This window comes from Bacillus cereus group sp. MG20 (assembly GCF_040459885.1).
Classification (GTDB): domain Bacteria; phylum Bacillota; class Bacilli; order Bacillales; family Bacillaceae_G; genus Bacillus_A; species Bacillus_A cereus.
The window spans coordinates 3,731,242-3,750,110 of sequence record NZ_JARVHF010000001.1 but is presented as its reverse complement, the minus strand read 5'-3'; the positions used below and the strand labels follow the sequence as shown (position 1 = coordinate 3,750,110).

Sequence of the window (18,869 nt, the reverse complement as noted above, 5' to 3'; positions counted from 1 at the left end):
GGTGGCAAAAGCAATGAAAAAGATTATGAATGATGTACAAAATATCGTTCAAGATATGCTGCATGGCTTTTATTTTGAACATAACGACAAAGTAAATTACGATGAAACAAATAACATCATTTATGTAAAAGATATCGAAAAAATGAAGCAAGACGTCGCTATTATAAGCGGCGGTGGTAGCGGACATGAACCTGCTGATATTGGTTATGTAGGAAAAGGTATGCTTACAGCGGCAGTAAACGGCAATATTTTCACTCCGCCTACAGTGGAACAAATTGCGGCGGCAACTCGCCTCATACCAAAAGATAAAAGTATACTATTCATCATCAAAAACTTTAAAGATGACGTAGAAAACTTTCTAGCAGCAAAGCAAATTGCTCAAGAAGAAGGAAGAAAAGTTGACCATATCATCGTAAATGACGATGTTTCAATTGAAGATGATGCTTCGTTTAATAAAAGAAGACGCGGCGTAGCTGGCACTGTTTTCGTCCAAAAAATATTAGGTGCGGCCGCTGAGAGTGGACATTCTTTAGAAGAACTAACAACAATCGGGCAAGCTGTCATCAAAAACTTACACACATTAGGAGTTGCCCTTTCCCCTGCCAACGATCCAGTAAAAGGAAAAGCTTCATTCACATTAAACGATGATGAAGTGTTTTATGGCGTCGGCATTCACGGAGAAAAAGGTTACCGTAAAGAAGCACTATCCTCTTCTGAAATATTAGCGATTGAACTGATGAACAAACTAAAAAGTATTTACCGCTGGAGAAAAGGAAACAACTTTGCGATCCTCATTAATGGATTAGGTGCAACGCCATTAATGGAACAATACATTTTCGCAAATGACATTCGCCGTTTGTGTGAATTGGAAGGCTTACAAGTTACATTCGTAAAGGTTGGTACGTTGTTAACTTCTTTAGATATGAAGGGTGTTTCGCTCAGTTTGCTTAAGCTAGAGGATTTGGATTGGGTGAAGTGGTTGAAGGCGGATGTTAGAGTGGGTAATTGGTAAGTAAAAATCATGATGATAAAAGCCTTTAACTATAACAAGTTAAAGGCTTTTTACAAATTGAAATATCGCACGAGCGTTCAAAAGAAATTCGTAATCACCTCACTGAATGATGACAGGTCTTCCAAATAAAGCTGGATGATAAATTAACATCGCCCCTACAAATGAACACACTAAACAAAAAACAGCCTCGTATTTTATAACTAGAGAAGAGTTGGTATCAAGCTTTTTCCCCTCTCTTCTTAATATCATTTTAAAAGCTCTATATAATACATACCCAATAACTGCCCCGAGGGTATTCGTAAATAAATCATCAATATCTGTAATTCTATTATTTAGTAATTGATTTAACTCAATTGCCAGTGAAAAAAAGAATCCTGCACATACGGTGTTTTTTATTTTTTTAAACTGCGGCCAAATCATCGGTAATAAAAAACCTAACGGCATAAACAGTACAATATTCAAAAGATACGTAGTACTACCTGCCGTATCAAATAGAGTCAAATTGATTTGACTTACACGAATCCACGTTTCATATCTACTTATATCCCATACAGTCGCGATCTGCGTCACCCTATACACTAACGAAAGGTAGAATAGAAAAACATACACCCATAAAAAATGCCGAATAGATATAATTCTTTTCGCTTTAAAATAAACTCCAATTTGAAACACAATACAAAACATAATAGTAAAGAAATAAGTATACAAATAACTAATCAAAACTCCTGTATCCATGTAGAATCCCCTAACTTTACATTTTCATCTATGACTTTGTCTTTTTTAGTCTCCTTCATGATGCAACTCATTTATAGGATAGGAAAAACTTTTAAAATAAAGAGTGGGGTAAACATAAAATTTTTCTTAAATCTTCAGTTTGGTTTTATTATTACTCTTCTTAAGAATCCGCCATTGATAGCTAGGCAACAACATGCTTAAACCTAACAATACTATCATTTTTGCACGTAATCCTCGTAGTACTTTAACCGATAAAGCATATATAAAATCATGTGACTCGTTTGTTCAGTTAAAACATGAAATTAAGAAATATATGACGTACTATAATCACTCTTGCTATCAATAGAATTTAAAAAAGATGACTTCTGTTTGCATACAGAAATCATCTTTTTTAGGTTGCCTAACTTTTTTAAAATGTCCTTTACAAAGGGTACAGATCAAGAGCACCTTATTCCTATTCGAGGGGATCAACTATACCTTCTTCCCTTAAAATCACACAAACCCATTTACAAATCTATAAAAGTAGATATAATATCCTTATGGAACCTTCATTAATTTATAAAGCATTGTCAAATGAAACAAGATGTCAAATTTTATCATGGTTAAAAAATCCAGAAAACCATTTCGACGAAAAACCTTATTTAGAACAAGGGATTAATTTTCAGATTGGAGTGTGTGTAGGAGATATTCAGCTTAAAACTGGCTTAGCCCAATCGGTTATTTCTAGTTATTTATTAACTATGAAAAAGGCAGGACTACTAGACTCTGACCGAATTGGAAAATGGACATATTATCGTCGAAATGAAAAAACAATACAAGCGTTTTCTGAATACGTTCAAAATGAATTATAAAGTAAAAGCAAATAATCAACCTACCAATTGATTATTTGCTTTCACACATTCTGCTTTTATATAGCTGCCCAATACATTCTTTTTAAAACTTCGCTACCTATAAAAGAAAGAAACATAGAAAGGAGCATTTTTTTAACATATCATATCTAGTTATTTAGATATCTGTTTTTGTGTTTAACATTACATAATTCTAATACTATTGACATCCAATCATGCTCATTTCTTTGTTAATAAATCGATTTCACTTTCAAAATAATAATAAGAATGGAGAGTTTTACAAATGAAAAAAGTAAGTCCTTTGCTTATTCTTACACTAGCAATAGGGGTGTTTGGGATTATTACTACCGAGATGGGTATTGTCGGTGTATTACCACAAATCACTCAGAAATTTGGCATTTCAACTGCACAAGCAGGATTTTTAGTAAGTATATTCGCACTAGTCGTTGCTATTTCTGGTCCGTTTTTAATTCTGCTCGTCTCTAGTATTAATCGTAAAATAATTTTATTAATAGCAATCTTTGTTTTTGTTATTTCAAATATAATCTACGCTTATACAACACAATTTGAAATCATGCTTATTTTTCGTATTTTACCTGCAGCACTTCACCCACTCTTCTTTTCAATCGCTCTTGTAACTGCTGCTAAACTTGTCCCTCCTGAAAAGAGTGGTCAAGCGGTTACAAAAGTTTTCATGGGAATTACGGTTGGCTTTGCACTAGGTGTACCATTAACCTCTTACCTTGCAGATCAATTTTCATTAGAAGTTGCTTTCTTATTCGGAGCGTTTATTAACGCCCTTGCATTCATTGGAATACTAATCTCACTTCCTTCTATGCCCGTTAAAGAAAAAATGTCTTTCGGCAAACAAATTCGTATACTCGGCAAACCAGGATTATGGTTAAATATTTTAACTGTCACATTCCTTTTTGCAGCCATGTTTTCCGTATACAGCTACTTCGCCGAATACCTTGCAAAAGTAACTTCCATGAATGGATCGCTCATCAGTATCATGCTATTCATATTTGGTATAGTTATGATTTTAGGCAATCATTTATTTGGTAGTCTCTTGCAAAGAAGCATAGTAAATACAGTAATATCGTTCCCTATTTTATATTCTATTGTTTACATATTGGTTTATTATTTAGGTTCTTATCTTGTTCCAATGATTTTCATGGTATTCATTTGGGGAATCGTGCATGCTGGTGGATTAATTGTTGGTCAAACATGGTTAATAAGTGAAGCAAGAGAAGCACCCGAATTTGGTAATAGCCTATTCGTTTCATTCTCAAATCTCGGAATTACTCTAGGAACAACTATTGGAGGCTGGTTCATTTCAAACTTAGGTATTCACCAACTTATTTGGAGTGGATTTATATTTACACTACTTTCATTTCTATTAATTATAATAAAACTAAAATTTTTCACTTCTAATAACCTAGCTTCATTATCAAGCTAGTACATTTCAGTTCCAAATTGGATAAAAAACATTATAAAGTGAAACTTTAATCAGCTCTCAACAATCGGGCGTTTATGGGCAGCCCGGCAAATAGCGGGATAGATTCTATATAAAATACTGGTTATTCTTCTTATAAGATTTTATAAACTATAAAGTATGACACTCAGAGCCTTTAGCTATAAATACAAGTTAAAGGCTTTTTATATAAAAACAAATTTAAAAGGTGCTAATCTTATAGAACATCATCAAAATAGAATACTAAAAAAAGGCTCCATTGCTGGAGCACTCAAAAAATAATATAACTAAACGAATTAAAACAAGGAACAGACAATTAAAATATACAAATAAAACATAAATAAATCTATATATATGTAATATTACATATAAAAATCCTATTTATCGCTGCTATAATAAACTTACTCGATGATTGTTATATTATTCATAGGTTATACCTTCTTAACACCAATTTTACAAAGAAAAAAGACATCTTAATTGATGTCTTTTTTTCTTATATGATATTGACGCAATACAATTAAGATGATTCCAATCGGAAGAAGGTACCTTAGGGTGTCTTTTTTATTTTCCAAAGGACCTGCTCAATTATTGCGTAAAAAACATAAAGTAATTTGAATCCGTTAAAATACATGAGTGTACCCTTGTTTTCCCCTCTTATTAAAAGGAGGAACTATTATGGGTTTTGGTGGTAGTTGCGGCGAAGGCTGCGGTTTTGCTGGAGGATTTGCTTTATTAGTTGTACTGTTTATTTTATTAATCATCGTTGGAGCTTCTTGCTTCTGCTAAAAAACTATCAGAAAAGACACTCTTATATGGGTGTCTTTTCTTTATAATAAAGTGAAACTTTATTCCTCCGCATCCCTCATACTGTAATACCCCAAATTAATAATAACCAAGAAATACCCGCCCATAATTCCGGCAGCGAATGTCCACATGAATTCATCGTGTTCAATTTCATACATAATAATCGCACCTAGTATTGCGGCTGCAAACCGATTTATCATTCCGAGCATCGGTGCTTTTTCTTTTTTTACAATGCTATCTCCGAACTTTTCAATACGCCTTCCTAAAATCCAGGCGCAGTACATACTCACTAAAAGGCCAATGCTTATCCCTACAAACTGGGCTGAAAAAGGTGTCATTAACCATCCCAATAACATTACACCTAGCAAACAATACATTTGTATGTTGAATGATCTTAGTGCCATACGAATCATGTTATTCTCCTTTATCTTTCTCATTGTAATTCTGTATCATCAATCCAATCTTCCAGGCTTCAAGCTTTCAGCTATATCTTTTTTAAAATGAGGGAATTTGATTTTGCTCACCATTAAATAAGCGAGTACGCATGTACCAAACGCCACGGAAACTGGATTCTTTAAAAAACATAAAATGAGGAGACACATTGCCGCGAATGGGATTGGCATGCCGATAAAGGTCGGGAGTTTGCTTTGCTGTGTGTTAAATCTTGCAAGCCGAAGCATTCCGCAAATACTGTAAGCAAGTGCACATATCATCCCGATAAACTGCAAATCTTTTAACGAGGCACTATATGCAAGAATAGACGGTGCCACACCAAAAGTAACTAAATCCGCAAATGAGTCCAACTCTCCACCAATTTCTGAAACAGAATCAAGTTTCCGAGCAACCATGCCATCAAAAAAGTCAAACAGCATACCTGTAATAATAAAAACTGCTCCCAAATAAATATCGTGAACGAAAACAGCGTAAATAGCTAAAAGCCCACATACAAAATTTGCTATCGTAATCATATTTGGTATGAAACTCATAATGCACTTCTCCTCCTTTCTACTAATTGCTTCATCTACGTTCTTACTCATTACAATCAAGATCCTTCTGCTTTTCTTCCAATATCACTTTATTTATTTTCGTTAACGTATCTGTCATTTGCTCTAGGGCGTTTATATCGATTTTAGAAAAATATTTCTCAATTAATACATCATCTAACTCAGACAACCGCTCTATATACTTACTACCGTTTGGACCAAGTGTAAGAAAATACTCCCGTTTATTATTAGGGTTTACTTGTTTTGAAATCATCTTCTGTTTCTCCAATTTCGATAAAACTTGGCTAACGGCACTTTTTGATACATTAAAAGTAGTCGCAATGTGATTTGCCGTCGTGTTTTCATTTAAATTAATATGAAATAGCATGCTCTCTTGCTGTCCTGTAAGACCGAACTCATCTTTTAACTCCTGGAATAGTAAAATGTAGAATTCATTATAAGCTCGGTTCATTTCATTAATTACTTCTTTATACGTTCTAGTCATAGCGTTATTCCTCCATGCTTTTATTTCATTTAATAGTTAAGTTCACTTAACTTAACTATATTATACCGTTATGTTCGTGTAAAGGGAAATATAACTCTACACTTTATCAGTTGTGCTTTTAATGTATGTAAAACTTTCTCTCTCTTCATAATCTTCTATATCAGCTTCTTTCCAAAGCTCAAGATTAGCCCCTCTCCTTTCTCCAGTTATATTGCTGCAAGACCAATGTATAAGAACATAGCATCTAAATCTTCATCTATATCAAGCTCATCTAAACACTCTTCTAAAACAAGTTAAGTCACTGCTTCCTTCATCCAAATACCCAATTAATCGTTCTGAATAATCAAAAAGAAAAACAATTAAATTCCATATAGACCCATTACTGGTTAAAATGTTATAATAAAATCACCCTACATAGTTACTCATAGCCAGACTGAGGAACTAGCGTCTTATTAAGTAATGCGCATAACTAAAATAAAAAAGACACTTTACGGTGTCTTTTTTATTTATATTCCTAGAAATTATCTCTTTTATAAACACACTCTATCAAACAGTAAAGGAGACAAACAGATGGAACATCCTGTTGCAAGAGAATTACGTTTTATACGGGTATGTCTTATCATTTTGATTATTGTCATTGCATTCTGGGACCGGGAGAAAACTGTGGAAATTACTGATCACGGTAGCGATCCTATTTTAAACACCAGCAATATGACCCAAGTTGGTGAGAATACATTTGCATACAAAGATGAATCGAATCAAATTAAAATATTTAAGTTTAATCCAGATACAAATGAAATAAAATTAATAAAAGAGTTTTATGCTAACGAATATTAATTACATGAATTAAATAATTCAAATCTGTAGAAGGCACTTTAAAGTGTCTTTTCTTTATGAACTACAAAGTATGAGGACCCAAGTCATTAGCTGCAATTACGACTAAGGCTTTTACTATATAAAAAATAAAACATAGTAAGAATAGAATACTCACTTAAATTATTTTTCACTTCACAAACTACATCCAAAAAGTTGGATAGCTTCTTTTACTACTCATATTATTAATGAATAAAGCAATAACTACAATAACAACGGAGCCAATTAAAACTGGTGTTACTAAATAACTCCAACTGTTTGCCCCTAAAATAACGATAATCGGATCGGCGCCTGCCGGAGGATGCGTCGTTCTCGTTAACATCATAACGGCTATTGCCATCCCCACCGCTAAAGCAATTGTCCAATATTCATTCCCAAACAAATGATATATTGATAGACCAATGAAAGTTGAAATCAAATGTCCTCCAATAATATTACGCGGCTGAGATAATGGCGCATTCCAAACTCCAAACGCTAATACACAACTCGCACCAAATGGAGCCATTAATAATTCTGTAGAGGTTATGCTCGTTAAATATGTTAAGGTAAGAATTGTTAAAAACCCCCCTAGTAGTCCCGTTAAAGAGTCCTTTACATTTACTTGTAATGGGCTTCTTCCTTTCCCTTTCATTTTTGTAAAATATCGTACACTTATTGGTTGAGGATCTTTCTGCTTAGTTGCTGTTATATTATCCATCGTTCTCCTCCTTTATTTACCAACAATTATAACTCGACATAACTAACCTGTAAATATTAATTTAAGGGGTTAGTTTTAAAATACAAAAAAAGAATCAACTATTATAAGTTGATTCTCTAAACTTCCTCAAATTTTCGATCCTGAAATTTTGCTACCTTTTTCCGGTTCCCACATATTTTCATAGAACACCATTTTCGTTTTCCACTCTTATCTATAAATAATAAAACACAGTCAGGATTTGAACACCTTTTAAGGGAAATAAGCTTATTTTCTGCTATTAACGTTAAAGCGTCAAATGCAATTAACGATGCGAGTACATCCTCGATTTCTCCAACTGGGATAGATACTAGCTGCTGTTCAATGATTTTATATGTAAATGGTGCCTTCTCAATTTGTTTTTCTAAATACGTAATAAAATCATTAGAAATTTCTTGCTGATCAGCAATTGCCTCAAACTGTTTTCTCAGTACTTCTCTTACCTCTAATATGCTAGATGTAACTTGATCCATTCGCTTCTGAATTCCTATAAGTGTTTTTTCATTCCAAAAAGGAAGATTAACCTTTATTACATGTAGCCATTCTAATACATCTTCATTTGTTATTAATAAATCATAACGTTGTCCACGCCTAACTAGCTCTGTATTTACTAAATCTAATGAGGGATTTCCAGATATAAGCGGGAATTGTTTTGTTTCCTGCATGTACTCATCACCTTCTCTTTAAATAATCATATTCCAAATTAATACAGAAGTACAACTTTTTTATAAACTACAAAGTATGAAGATTAAGGCCTTTAGCCATAATTACGACTAAAGGCTTTTTGTATGTAAGTAAATGAAAAAGGAGCTTATTTTATGGAACATAATAAAAATGGAATTCTTGCTTTAATTGTTTTATTTTTAGGATTAGTGTTTTTTGTTAGTGGAATGGTTTATCATTTATGGGGCTCATTTTAATTTCAACTTTTAGACAGATAAATAATTCGAATCAGAGAAATGTACAACACTTTCCCTTTTCCTTCCAAAATTAATATAATAAGATATAAAATGTAATACATATAAAGGCAAATATATATAGCACTCATTAAAAGTGCTTCTATTTTGGAAGGAAGAAACAAACGATGAACAAAAAGTTATTAGCATCATTATTATGTAGCACATTCTTGTTTGGAGTATCAGCTTGCAGTTCACATGATGCGCCTGCGAAAAATGAGCAGGCGACTTCTAAAAAAACAGAGAATGACAAACTTAGCAGCAAGGATCCGCAAAAAGAACTTCCTACCAATGTAGATTCCTCTGATGTATACATGTCAATGGGATCTGCCGAGTCATTAGATGTTCTAGGGACTGGAGAAGTTAAAGCACAAGGTGTCTTTAAAGTATTAGACATCGCCGTTTATAATCGTAAAGAAGAACCCATTACACTAGATATTAACAACTTTAAATTAATTGATGGATTTGGAAGAGAATATCACATTTCCAATGAATATCAGTCAGTACTTAAAGCTGCAAATATCTCCACATTCAAATTTAATATTGTTAATCCTAATGAAAGTTCGGAAGGAAACATTGTATTTGATGTACCGAAAAACACGCAAGGATTAACTTTAAAAATTAATAATGATAAGTTAGATAAAGAACTCCAATTAAAAGTGGAATAGGCCAATAAATGCGTCTCCCTTAACATTCTCTACCGACATAAAAAAGTACAGTCTTTTCTACAGCAGACTGTACTTTTTTATTTATCATTTCACATAACATTCCCTAATTTTTTTGACTAGATGCTCTCCAATCACGAAAAGATGTTGGGCGTCCAGAAAAAGCTCTTTGCTTTGTAACAGATGGTTTTTCTTCAGGAGTCATTGTTTTTTCTTTAAGAGTCGCTGGTTTTTCTTTAAGCGTCACTGATTTTTCTTCAAGAATAGTCACAGCTGTTTGCATTTTCTCTAACTGTTCTTTCAACAATTGTTGTTCAATCTTTAAATCCGTAAGTAAACGTAAAATCATCTCAGAATTAGCCATAAGATCCTCCTTCCCCCAATACACAGAATAAAATACAATATGTAGCAGACGAAATACCGGTGACAAAAATAAGGTCGTCAACTCTTTTTAACTTCCAAAATCCTTTTATTTTTTTAAGGACCTGCTCCATTCACCCTTAAAAACATAAATTAAATTAAATCCATTAATAAATGGTCTTTATGGAAGGAGGAGTTAATATGGGCTATGGAGGTAGTTGTGGTGGAGGCTGTGGTTTCGGCGGCGGATTTGCCTTACTTGTTGTGCTCTTCATCTTATTAATCATCGTTGGCGCTAGCTGTTGGGGCGGCGGATTCGGCTGCTAAGGAGAGGCACTCTTGAGAGTGTCTTTTTTTTGATATGTGGCTCGTATACATATTGTTCAAATCTATATATTTTTTAAAAATATAGATTTAAAGCATATTTCTCAATGAATACAACAACTTAACATGGTAAAATAATATTTGGATGGGAGTCCAATATATTATTAAAATTAAGATGGTTCAAGTCGAAGGAAGGCACCTTAGGGTGTCTTTTCTTTATGAAAAATATCTAACTATCAACCTTTTCTTTCTGACTTCTAACATCAATAAAGGGTGGTACAAACTATTACATATGTTTGTACCACCCTTTATTGATGCGTTTAGACTTCACAGGTGTTGAAGCTTTAGACTTCTCCCTTAGTGTACCCATATTATTAGAACATCCTGTAATCTGTAGACAAAATGTAGCTAATAAAAACAATATTAATAATTTCTTCAATAAATCCTCCTACATACATAAAACACCATATGTTACAAAATAAACATAACATCAACTCTTTATAAAAACAATACAATCCTCGGTCCTTAAGCTATCTCTTAATATAAGAGTACCGCCACATATTCATCAAGCTAAGATTTTAAAATATCCTCTACTTAAGGAATTTGTAAGTATCAAGTAAGAAAAACGAGAGCTTTGTTTCGTATAATCAAAATATAAAGTGAAGGAAGAAAGATTATTTCTGGGATTAATATGCATGTGACAAGAGAAGAAATCTACGCTTTTTTAGAATAATAATATGAGTATGTCCAAGTTTTGGAGATTGTTTGCAAATATTTTGAAGTTTTCGCACCAGAATTCTAATTACCATACCTGTTTTTTACCATCACATATTGGAGGTTAAAACATGAATAAAAAAAAGAAAATACAAAGATCAGTACTTACCTTTACCCTACTCTTTTCTTTAGGCATTTCATCTTTCCCGCTTACAACAACTATTCACGCAGATACACGCGAGGAACAATCTGCTGAAAAGAAACTAATCTCTTTAACGGAGCGTACATCATTATTTTTTGAATATCTCCAGCAAGGTAAGTATGCAGAGGCACTCCAGTTGACGTCTGCTGCTTTTCAATCCAAATTTACAGCAACCACATTACAAAACTGGTGGACAAAAAGTGGCTGGAGCGGGATAAAAAGCATGGGAACCCCCGTGATAAAAGAACGAAACTTGGTCCATCAGACGGTAGAAATTCCAGCAGCTACCGAAGGAACTACCATACCACTACTCCTTAAATTCACACCTGGCGGGAAAGTAGATGAAATTGGAGAAAGGCCACCCGAGGAATCTTTTACCATCCCCCATCCTAGCTATGATCAACCTAACTCCTATCAAGAACGTGAAATCGTCATTGGAAATTCTACCTATCCGTTACCAGCGACATTAACAGTTCCGAAACATAAGCGTGGTGAAAAGCTGCCCGTAGTTGTTCTTGTTCATGGTTCTGGCATCCATGATCGCGACAGCACATACATGGGAACAAAAATCTTACGAGACATTGCGGTGGGCCTTTCATCCAACGGAATTGCAGTGTTGCGCTATGAAAAACGTACCTTAGAACATGCATTAAAGATGAGTGCAGAACCTGTTACGTTAGATCGTGATACTACAGATGATGCTATATATGCAGCAAAATCAGCAGCGCAGCAAGAAGGCATTGATCCAAGTAATATTTTCATTCTTGGACATAGTCTAGGAGCCGGTACAATGCCACATATACTGAGCAAAGCGCCTTCCTCACTTGTCCGAGGAAGTATCTTACTCGCACCACCTGCACGGCCTTTGACTGACATTGCCATTGATCAGTATGAATACCTTGGGGCGTCAAAGGAAGAAATCGATGAATTAAAAAGACAGGCTGCTTTTATTCAGGATCCTACTTTCAATCCTGACCATCCTCCAGCTGGCTACAATTTTGGGTCACCTCATTTTATGTATGATGTTTCTAGGTGGCGTCCAGTTGAAGAGGCAAAATCACGAAAAGAGCCTTTACTCATTTTGCAAGGAGCACGCGATTATCAAGTAACAGTAAAAAATGAATATACAAAATGGCAAGAAGGGCTTGCAAACCGCGGGAATGTTCAGTTCAAAAAATACCCGAAATTGAATCATTTCTTCACGGAGGGTGACGGAGAATTAAGTCTTCCTAGTGAATACGAAATCCCTGCTAACGTTCCCGAATACGTCATCCAGGACATTATTACATGGGTTAACGAGACAAAAAAATAAGAAAACATCAAAAGCCTTCATGCAATTATCATTGCGTGAAGGCTTTTTGAAACTGGTGATTCAGAGATAGCTATTATAATGGATTAAAACGAAAATTATATTTTTCTACGTACTAAATAAAACGCTAAGGAACCCATAATAACAGGTGCAACGAAGTCAAAGAAATGTGAAAAAGTAAAAGTAAAAAGAAAAAGAAATGGTATAAGTGTATAGATAACTGCTAGTCCTATAAATAAAGGAATTCCAAATTGAAACTCTCGACATCGTTTAATTTTCCTATATAAGACTTCCCCAATTAGACAAGCTATAAGAGCTGGTATACTACCATAAGTGACGATAGTTTTTATGAACCCCTGTAAAACGTCTGGGTGAATAAAGCTAGGATTAAAAATATATGAAATTAAGAACCATCCAAAAATAAAAGCAAATAGACTTGCAGCATAACTAACTACAAATTTTATCAAAGTAAGCAACGTAATCATCCTCACAATTCCCTAATATTATCTTCATTTTATCATTTTCTCTTAAAAAGATTCCAAAAGGGTATACTTGCCCTTCAGCTTTCTTTTTTAACGCTTGTTCAAGACGTATTCTTTGATGTTATTCTGTATAAAAAACTTTTGGGAGCAACCTGTTCTGTTAGGTTGATAGCGATGGGGTGCCGCCAGCATTTCGAAAAAAATCACGCTAAACAAAAAACTATAACAAACTTTCCATATTGGCAACTAAATTACATAAAAAAAGACACTCTAAGGTGCCTTTCTCCGACTCGATAACCACTTTAATTTTACTAATGTGTATTGGACTTTCCATCCTCATCAATGAATGGAAAGTAGAGATGCTTCAATTATGTACCGATCTGGAGCGTCTCCTATATAGTCAAAAGGATAACAAGTTGTTAATGTTAATGTCGGCTCACTTTTTTCTACAATAACTGTTCGATCTTCTGAATCTGTTATCCAATGCTTGTTAATTTCATATGTATATGTTTTATTTTCATATTCCACGATAAGTTGGTCATTTTCCTTTAATTGACCAAGCTCGGTAAAAACAGTATCTCTATGTCCACTTAAAACTGTATGACCATTTCCAGATGGTGTAGTAGTTAAGTCACTAACAAACATACCTACACCCTTTTTTAGTACTTTATCATCAGCTCCCCAATATATAGAGTATTTCTTTTGTATTTTAGGGATAATTAAATATGCTACTTTATCTCCTAACTGATGGTTTACCTTTGAAGCAGGAATTTGTACAGGTTCTTCTTGTAATGAAGTGTCAGTCTTTATCTCTGTCTCTGTTTGATTGATGTTTTGCGTTTCATTTTCTTTAGAAGGTGTGGAGATCTCATATTGTTTAGCCTCGCTAGTTGTTAACGACTCTGCTGATTGTCTAGCACTATACCATTCCAGAAAATAATAGGAAAAGATAGTAAGTCCAATAACAGTTAAACATAAGCCTATCCATTGTTTTTTATTCACTTTTATCACTCCATTTGAAAACGACAGGATTTCTCCTGCCGTTTTAAGGAACTATTTTATGCGTTTGTCTTTTTACGACGGAACATTAATACAGATCCAGCTAATGCTAATCCTAAGCTTGCTAGCATCATTGTAACACCGTTTGAGGCTGTATTAGGTAATTTTTCACCTTGTTTTTTTGTTTCTTTTTTCACAACTGTATTAGTATTTTTCTTTGTTTCTTTTGCAGTTGTTTGAGGCTTAGTTTGTTCTTGTTTATTATTTGTTGTTTGGTTGTTTTGTTTTGAATTCTCTTGCTTAGTGTTTTCTTGTTTAGGTTGTTCTTGAGGTTTAGTAGTTTCTTTATTTTCTGTTGTAGTATTTGTGCTCTTTGGATATTTATAATCTTCACATGGAATGCCGTCTTTATCATTATCTAAACGGTGCGGATCATTTCCAACACCATATCCATTTTGATCCCAGAATGCTTGAGCATCTTGTTGACTTTTAAAATGGCCACAGTTTTTTGTATCATTAGGACTCTTAGCTGCAAATGCAGAAGAACTGTACCCCACTGTTAATAGTGTTACCGCTGTTGCTGAAGCTAATAATTTTTTCATAAATTTCTTCATCCCCCTAAATGGTATGTATTTACATTGAAATATTTTACATTTAAAAAATTAAAAATACAATAATAATTTGTAGATAAATGTAAGATTTCTAGATAATAATACCAAACTGTTAATTCATATATTGTCATATTATGTCGAAAGAAAATAAAAAAAGAGCCAAGGCCCTCTTTAATAACTACTAATAACCATAATCACTATTCTCACAGTAATATGAATTTGGTTTATCACAAAAAATATATGTTGTTTGTTGGATAAATAATGGCCTTGATGAGGCGTTAACTGAAGTGGCATTTAACATCCTCAAATAAGAAAGTCCTTGTATCTCCCTGGTGTTAATCTAATTGTTTGTGGAGTTGTGGATTTAAATGTTCTACTAGTCAATGTGACGAACGCAGCAAATACAAAGCTAAAACTAAAACAAATAAGAGTCTTAGTGTGGTTAGTTGTAAAATTTTCAAATAGAGTAATTGTAGAGTTAGGTGGAATTTCAAGACTTGTAAGGTTAGTTTCTGATCCGAAAATTGTAAAGGTCCCTATAAAACTGTTGGTAGAGTTTGAAGAGTTACATGCTTATCTTTATTGGAATCAAAATAAGCTTACACATCCAAGCTGTTGATGATAGCTAATATTTGATGATCTGTCCATTTGCCATTAATCCTTATATTTTCTTTCGCTATACCTTCTTTTTTAAATCCCACTTTTTCTAATACACGAATAGATGCTAAATTATCAAGCATCGCTCCTGCTTCAATTCTATGTAGCTTTAATTCCCTAAAAGCAAAGTCTACAACAAGTTGAAGAGCCTCTGTTGTATAGCCCTTTGCATTATGCTTCTTATCTAAAGTAAATCCCGTATAACAGCTTTGGAGATCTCCCCTAACAATTTGAGTTAATGAAATGTCTCCGATAAGTTTATCATTTTCTCTTAAAAAGATTCCAAAAGGGTATACTTGCCCTTCAGCTGTCTTTTTTAGAGCTTGTTCAAGACGTATTTTTTGATGTTCTTCTGTATAAAAAACTTCTGGGAGCAATGGACAAACTCGTTGAAAAAATTCGCGATTTCTAATATGTAAGTTAGCTAACTCGTTGGCATCATCAGTTTTATAAAGCCGAATATAAATGTGCTTCCCTACTAGTTTCATAACATCCCTCCAACATTTTTATATGTCTAATGAGGAAAAAATATACCGTATACTATATACAGTTGGATATTATCAGGAATCATTTTGCACAAAAGAAAAGACACTCCATATGAGTGTCTTTTCCAATAGTTTTTAGCAGAAGCAAGAAGCTCCAACGATGATTAATAAAATGAATAACACAACTAATAAAGCAAAGCCTCCCGAGAAGCCACAACCGCCACAACTACCACCATAACCCATAATAGTTCCTCCTTTAGATAAGAGGGGAAAACTAAGGTTCACTCATGTATTTTAATGGATTCGTTTCATCTTATGTTTTTTCGTATTGATTGAGCAGGTCCTTTCGAAAACTATTCACATATTAACTATATTTTTAAAAATGAATAATTCAACTATAACAATAAATAGATAAATTAATATAATGTATTAATTCTAAAAGAAGGGAGGAATAGCCATGCAATTAGTTTGTTTTAAAATAGTAAGTGGTCAGTATTTCTTGTTTGTAGAAGGTATTCAAATTCCTGTACCAATTCCAGCAGTTGCTGCAGCTTTATTAATTGGTTTAGGAGTAATTCCACTTTGTTCTTAATGTAAGGAATTCGGATCATTCCTATCTTTCCATTGGAAAAGCCTCAAGTATATGAATACTTGAGGCTTTCTTTATATCAAAGAAAAAACACCTTACAGCGCTTGAAGATCTCCTGATTTAAATAATGCGGCCGTTACATCATCACCGAAAGTATTGAAACAGAATACTTGCTCGTCTACCTTATCCATTACTGTAGCTTCACCTATCTTGCCACCTTGAAGTTTAATAAAATAGTTATGTTCTTCTAAAATTTCACTAAAATCTCTATTTGCCCATCTTTCAGTAATTGCTAATAGCTCTTCTTTATTCTTGAAATTGTTTCCGTTTAGAATGTTTCTTACTTTCTCTGCATTCTTTTTGGACATAGGGGTTGCTCCCTTTCCTTCACACGCTTTTACTTTTTGATGAGTCATGCTATGCATAGCTGAAATAACTTCTTCTTCAGTAGAAGTTACTGTAATGTGAAGTTGTGCATTTGAGCCTTTCACTTCTGCTTCATTCGATAGTGTGTCTTCTTTATTAACCTCTGCAAAAACATGGTCCTCACTCTCAAGCGGGACTTCAGCAAACTGTAACATTCCATAAGTCATACCAGTTGCAAGTACTACTCCCCCTATAATAGATGCTAGCCAATACGTTAGCTTCTTGTCCATCTTCATTTCCCCTGTCTTCGTTTAAATATATTAACTAAAGAATACCATATTTAATTCCTTTTTATTGAAGAGGCTCTAATTTTTACTATAAAAAACGTATAAATCATTTAATACCAATATAACAACTTCACAATCATGACTATGCCTATTCTCATAACAGGATCTATATACGATGTCACTAAATCATCTGGTGAACTATTAGTTATTAGTACGGCTTTGCATCGTTATTCTCAAAAAGGATAATTATTGTACATACCAATCCTTATGTATGAAGACCCCAAAACAAGTGTTACGAAAAAAATATAAAAAAGACATCTTTTCTAGGGAAAGATGTCTTTTTTATATAAACCTTAATGTTCGTTCTGTAAAACCCTCGCTGCCTTTACTCCTTCTTTCTCTTCTTTTAAGAATAACGATACGATAAATGCAACAATAATAAAGATTAACCCAAGTGCAAATGCACCTTGGAACCCTGACGTTAAACCGTTTAACTTCTCTACTGGATCCAGTGGATTTACGGAGCTCTCCATATAGCTAGTTGTTCCTGAAGACATTTTCGATATGAATATAGCTGTACCAATTGCGCCAGCTACTTGTTGCAACGTACTAAATAGTGCTGTTCCGTGCGGATATAAATCTGGTGTTAATTGATTTAAACCGTATGTTTGTGCTGTCATGACAAACATGAGTCCAACCATTAATACGCTATGCATGACAATAATTTGTATCATTGATGTATCAGGAGTAATGCCTTTAAATAAGAACATTGCAATTCCTACTAAGACAATGCCGGGAACGATAATAACTTTCGGACTAAATTTATCAAATAGTTTACCTGCGATTGGTCCCATTATGGCGCTAATAACACTTCCCGGAAGCATGATAATTCCTGATTTAAAAGCTGTAACGAGTAAAACGGTTTGCAGGAACATCGGTAATAAAGTCATCGTTGAAAATAACGACATCATCACAATGACAATTAATCCAACTGATAATGTAAACATCGGAACTTTAAATGCTCGTAATTCTAAAATTGGATTCTCAATTTTCAATTGTCGAACGGCAAAAATACATAATGAGATAAGCCCAACAATTAAAGTGCCATACACTTTTGCATCGGACCATCCTAAATCACCCGATGCACTAAAGCTATACACAAGCCCGCCAAATCCTAATGTCGATAAAAGGATAGATGGGTAATCTACTTTTGGCCTTGTTAACTCTGAAACATTTTGAATGTACTTCATCCCAATCATAATGGAAATGATCACGATAGGAATAACAATATAGAATAACCAGCGCCAATTTAATGAATCCACAATTACTCCAGATAATGTAGGGCCAATTGCCGGAGCTGCCATCATCACGAGTGCGATTAATCCCATTGTCGCACCACGTTTTTCAGGTGGACAAATGATTAAAATCGTATTCATTAATAACGGTGTAATTAACCCCGTCGCTACAGCTTGGACGATACGGCCAATTAATAAAACGGAAAATGTCGGTGCGAATCCCGCAATTAATGTACCGACTAAAAACGTTACCATAGCGATCAAAAACATTTGTCTCGTTGTGAGCCATTGCTGAAGTAACGCTGTAATTGGAACTAAAACCCCAACTACTAACATGTAAGCTGTAGAAAGCCATTGAATCGTTGAAGCGGTTACGTCAAATTCTTTCATTAATACCGTTAACGCATTACCAAGTAATGTTTCATTTAATAATGCAACCATTGCCCCTAAAAGTAATGCAATTAAAATGGGGGTATGTTTCAAATTAGAAGTATCAACTTTGCCACTTGCTGGGCTCTTAGTTGTCATATTCATTTACAGATTCTCCTCCTGTTTCTTACTTAAAAAACTTTAAATATACCGGAACACATGTAATATAATA

General features: G+C 34.0%; 24 protein-coding genes and 3 pseudogenes. 11 read left to right on the top strand and 16 right to left on the bottom strand.

All coding sequences use genetic code 11. The features are described 5' to 3' along the window. Nucleotides 1–13 precede the first annotated feature (13 nt). Entirely contained in the window at nucleotides 14–1,012 is a 999-nt protein-coding gene (gene dhaQ / locus QCI81_RS19210) for a DhaKLM operon coactivator DhaQ (protein WP_071731855.1), read from the top strand. 99 nt (nucleotides 1,013–1,111) lie between these two features. Here the strand turns inward: dhaQ and QCI81_RS19205 are convergent, their stop codons facing one another. Further along, nucleotides 1,112–1,747 (bottom strand): VanZ family protein, encoded by a 636-nt coding sequence (locus QCI81_RS19205; RefSeq protein WP_071731854.1) that lies wholly within the window; start codon nucleotides 1,745–1,747, stop codon nucleotides 1,112–1,114. A 244-nt stretch (nucleotides 1,748–1,991) separates the two neighbouring features. Between QCI81_RS19205 and QCI81_RS19200 the strand changes: the two are divergent. The 4 genes and pseudogenes from QCI81_RS19200 to QCI81_RS19185 all read left to right on the top strand — a co-directional run. Next, a pseudogene (locus tag QCI81_RS19200) lies at nucleotides 1,992–2,093 on the top strand (TetR family transcriptional regulator); the annotation flags it as partial. Nucleotides 2,094–2,286: 193 nt separating this feature from the next. Continuing rightward, a complete protein-coding gene (locus QCI81_RS19195; protein WP_000433732.1) occupies nucleotides 2,287–2,598 on the top strand; it encodes an ArsR/SmtB family transcription factor in 312 nt (103 codons plus the stop codon). A gap of 280 nt (nucleotides 2,599–2,878) precedes the next feature. Beyond that, on the top strand, nucleotides 2,879–4,054 hold the full coding sequence (locus QCI81_RS19190) for an MFS transporter (protein ID WP_064532722.1): 1,176 nt from the start codon (nucleotides 2,879–2,881) through the stop codon (nucleotides 4,052–4,054). A 690-nt stretch (nucleotides 4,055–4,744) separates the two neighbouring features. Beyond that, on the top strand, nucleotides 4,745–4,855 hold the full coding sequence (locus QCI81_RS19185) for a YjcZ family sporulation protein (RefSeq protein ID WP_000505669.1): 111 nt from the start codon (nucleotides 4,745–4,747) through the stop codon (nucleotides 4,853–4,855). Between the two features lie 59 nt (nucleotides 4,856–4,914). Here QCI81_RS19185 and QCI81_RS19180 read toward each other — a convergent pair whose 3' ends face one another. From QCI81_RS19180 to QCI81_RS19165, 4 genes and pseudogenes are all read right to left on the bottom strand, one after another. Next, nucleotides 4,915–5,286 (bottom strand): ATP synthase subunit I, encoded by a 372-nt coding sequence (locus QCI81_RS19180; protein ID WP_071731852.1) that lies wholly within the window; start codon nucleotides 5,284–5,286, stop codon nucleotides 4,915–4,917. Between the two features lie 39 nt (nucleotides 5,287–5,325). Next, nucleotides 5,326–5,910 carry a CDP-diacylglycerol--serine O-phosphatidyltransferase gene (gene pssA / locus QCI81_RS19175; RefSeq protein WP_146632314.1) on the bottom strand — a complete coding sequence of 195 codons (585 nt, stop codon included), beginning with the start codon at nucleotides 5,908–5,910 and terminating at the stop codon, nucleotides 5,326–5,328. Beyond that, nucleotides 5,903–6,361 (bottom strand): MarR family winged helix-turn-helix transcriptional regulator, encoded by a 459-nt coding sequence (locus tag QCI81_RS19170; protein ID WP_000198941.1) that lies wholly within the window; start codon nucleotides 6,359–6,361, stop codon nucleotides 5,903–5,905. Before QCI81_RS19170 ends, pssA begins: the two co-directional genes overlap by 8 nt. 68 nt (nucleotides 6,362–6,429) lie before the next feature. Further along, nucleotides 6,430–6,733 (bottom strand): annotated as a pseudogene (locus QCI81_RS19165) (MarR family transcriptional regulator). A 198-nt stretch (nucleotides 6,734–6,931) separates the two neighbouring features. Between QCI81_RS19165 and QCI81_RS19160 the strand changes: the two are divergent. Next, nucleotides 6,932–7,198 (top strand): YmzC family protein, encoded by a 267-nt coding sequence (locus QCI81_RS19160; RefSeq protein ID WP_000400965.1) that lies wholly within the window; start codon nucleotides 6,932–6,934, stop codon nucleotides 7,196–7,198. A 178-nt stretch (nucleotides 7,199–7,376) separates the two neighbouring features. On the opposite strand, the gene QCI81_RS19155 is transcribed toward QCI81_RS19160, so the two are convergent. Together QCI81_RS19155 and QCI81_RS19150 are read right to left on the bottom strand one after the other, a co-directional pair. Further along, nucleotides 7,377–7,931, bottom strand: a complete 555-nt coding sequence (locus QCI81_RS19155) for an HPP family protein (RefSeq protein WP_000368844.1) — start codon at nucleotides 7,929–7,931, stop codon at nucleotides 7,377–7,379. Nucleotides 7,932–8,047: 116 nt separating this feature from the next. After that, on the bottom strand, nucleotides 8,048–8,632 hold the full coding sequence (locus QCI81_RS19150; RefSeq protein ID WP_016082644.1) for a CGNR zinc finger domain-containing protein: 585 nt from the start codon (nucleotides 8,630–8,632) through the stop codon (nucleotides 8,048–8,050). 419 nt (nucleotides 8,633–9,051) lie between these two features. Between QCI81_RS19150 and QCI81_RS19145 the strand changes: the two genes are divergently transcribed. Next, nucleotides 9,052–9,591, top strand: coding sequence for a DUF4352 domain-containing protein (locus QCI81_RS19145; RefSeq protein ID WP_001035579.1), 540 nt, complete (start codon nucleotides 9,052–9,054; stop codon nucleotides 9,589–9,591). Between the two features lie 103 nt (nucleotides 9,592–9,694). Here QCI81_RS19145 and QCI81_RS19140 read toward each other — a convergent pair whose 3' ends face one another. Next, the gene (locus QCI81_RS19140; RefSeq protein WP_000013694.1) at nucleotides 9,695–9,952 is read right to left on the bottom strand and encodes a hypothetical protein; all 258 of its coding nucleotides are present in this window, start codon (nucleotides 9,950–9,952) and stop codon (nucleotides 9,695–9,697) included. Between the two features lie 197 nt (nucleotides 9,953–10,149). On the opposite strand from QCI81_RS19140, the gene QCI81_RS19135 reads away from it, so the two are divergent. Beyond that, complete coding sequence (locus QCI81_RS19135; RefSeq protein WP_000540377.1) at nucleotides 10,150–10,275, top strand: YjcZ family sporulation protein; 126 nt, start codon at nucleotides 10,150–10,152, stop codon at nucleotides 10,273–10,275. Between the two features lie 842 nt (nucleotides 10,276–11,117). Continuing rightward, entirely contained in the window at nucleotides 11,118–12,500 is a 1,383-nt protein-coding gene (locus QCI81_RS19130; protein WP_071731851.1) for an alpha/beta hydrolase, read from the top strand. 95 nt (nucleotides 12,501–12,595) lie between these two features. Here the strand turns inward: QCI81_RS19130 and QCI81_RS19125 are convergent, their stop codons facing one another. The 4 genes and pseudogenes from QCI81_RS19125 to QCI81_RS19110 form a co-directional block, all read right to left on the bottom strand. Beyond that, nucleotides 12,596–12,982 carry a hypothetical protein gene (locus tag QCI81_RS19125; protein ID WP_043938281.1) on the bottom strand — a complete coding sequence of 129 codons (387 nt, stop codon included), beginning with the start codon at nucleotides 12,980–12,982 and terminating at the stop codon, nucleotides 12,596–12,598. 28 nt (nucleotides 12,983–13,010) lie between these two features. Next, a pseudogene (locus tag QCI81_RS19120) lies at nucleotides 13,011–13,130 on the bottom strand (GNAT family N-acetyltransferase); the annotation flags it as partial. Between the two features lie 188 nt (nucleotides 13,131–13,318). Next, a complete protein-coding gene (locus QCI81_RS19115) occupies nucleotides 13,319–13,981 on the bottom strand; it encodes a class D sortase (RefSeq protein WP_001036110.1) in 663 nt (220 codons plus the stop codon). A gap of 56 nt (nucleotides 13,982–14,037) precedes the next feature. After that, the gene (locus tag QCI81_RS19110; RefSeq protein WP_071731850.1) at nucleotides 14,038–14,580 is read right to left on the bottom strand and encodes an excalibur calcium-binding domain-containing protein; all 543 of its coding nucleotides are present in this window, start codon (nucleotides 14,578–14,580) and stop codon (nucleotides 14,038–14,040) included. A gap of 394 nt (nucleotides 14,581–14,974) precedes the next feature. Here QCI81_RS19110 and QCI81_RS19105 point away from each other — a divergent pair, with 394 nt between their 5' ends. Beyond that, nucleotides 14,975–15,208, top strand: a complete 234-nt coding sequence (locus QCI81_RS19105; protein ID WP_254919349.1) for a hypothetical protein — start codon at nucleotides 14,975–14,977, stop codon at nucleotides 15,206–15,208. Here the strand turns inward: QCI81_RS19105 and QCI81_RS19100 are convergent. Continuing rightward, on the bottom strand, nucleotides 15,189–15,734 hold the full coding sequence (locus QCI81_RS19100; RefSeq protein WP_071731849.1) for a GNAT family N-acetyltransferase: 546 nt from the start codon (nucleotides 15,732–15,734) through the stop codon (nucleotides 15,189–15,191). The genes QCI81_RS19105 and QCI81_RS19100 overlap by 20 nt on opposite strands. Before the next feature lie 132 nt (nucleotides 15,735–15,866). Continuing rightward, nucleotides 15,867–15,974, bottom strand: coding sequence for a YjcZ family sporulation protein (locus tag QCI81_RS19095; RefSeq protein WP_000540375.1), 108 nt, complete (start codon nucleotides 15,972–15,974; stop codon nucleotides 15,867–15,869). 214 nt (nucleotides 15,975–16,188) lie between these two features. Between QCI81_RS19095 and QCI81_RS19090 the strand changes: the two genes are divergently transcribed. After that, nucleotides 16,189–16,323 (top strand): hypothetical protein, encoded by a 135-nt coding sequence (locus tag QCI81_RS19090; protein WP_001177693.1) that lies wholly within the window; start codon nucleotides 16,189–16,191, stop codon nucleotides 16,321–16,323. 92 nt (nucleotides 16,324–16,415) lie between these two features. On the opposite strand, the gene QCI81_RS19085 is transcribed toward QCI81_RS19090, so the two are convergent. Next, nucleotides 16,416–16,976 carry a PRK06770 family protein gene (locus QCI81_RS19085; protein WP_071731848.1) on the bottom strand — a complete coding sequence of 187 codons (561 nt, stop codon included), beginning with the start codon at nucleotides 16,974–16,976 and terminating at the stop codon, nucleotides 16,416–16,418. Nucleotides 16,977–17,326: 350 nt separating this feature from the next. Next, a complete protein-coding gene (locus QCI81_RS19080) occupies nucleotides 17,327–18,802 on the bottom strand; it encodes an MDR family MFS transporter (RefSeq protein WP_071731847.1) in 1,476 nt (491 codons plus the stop codon). Nucleotides 18,803–18,869: the final 67 nt, after the last annotated feature.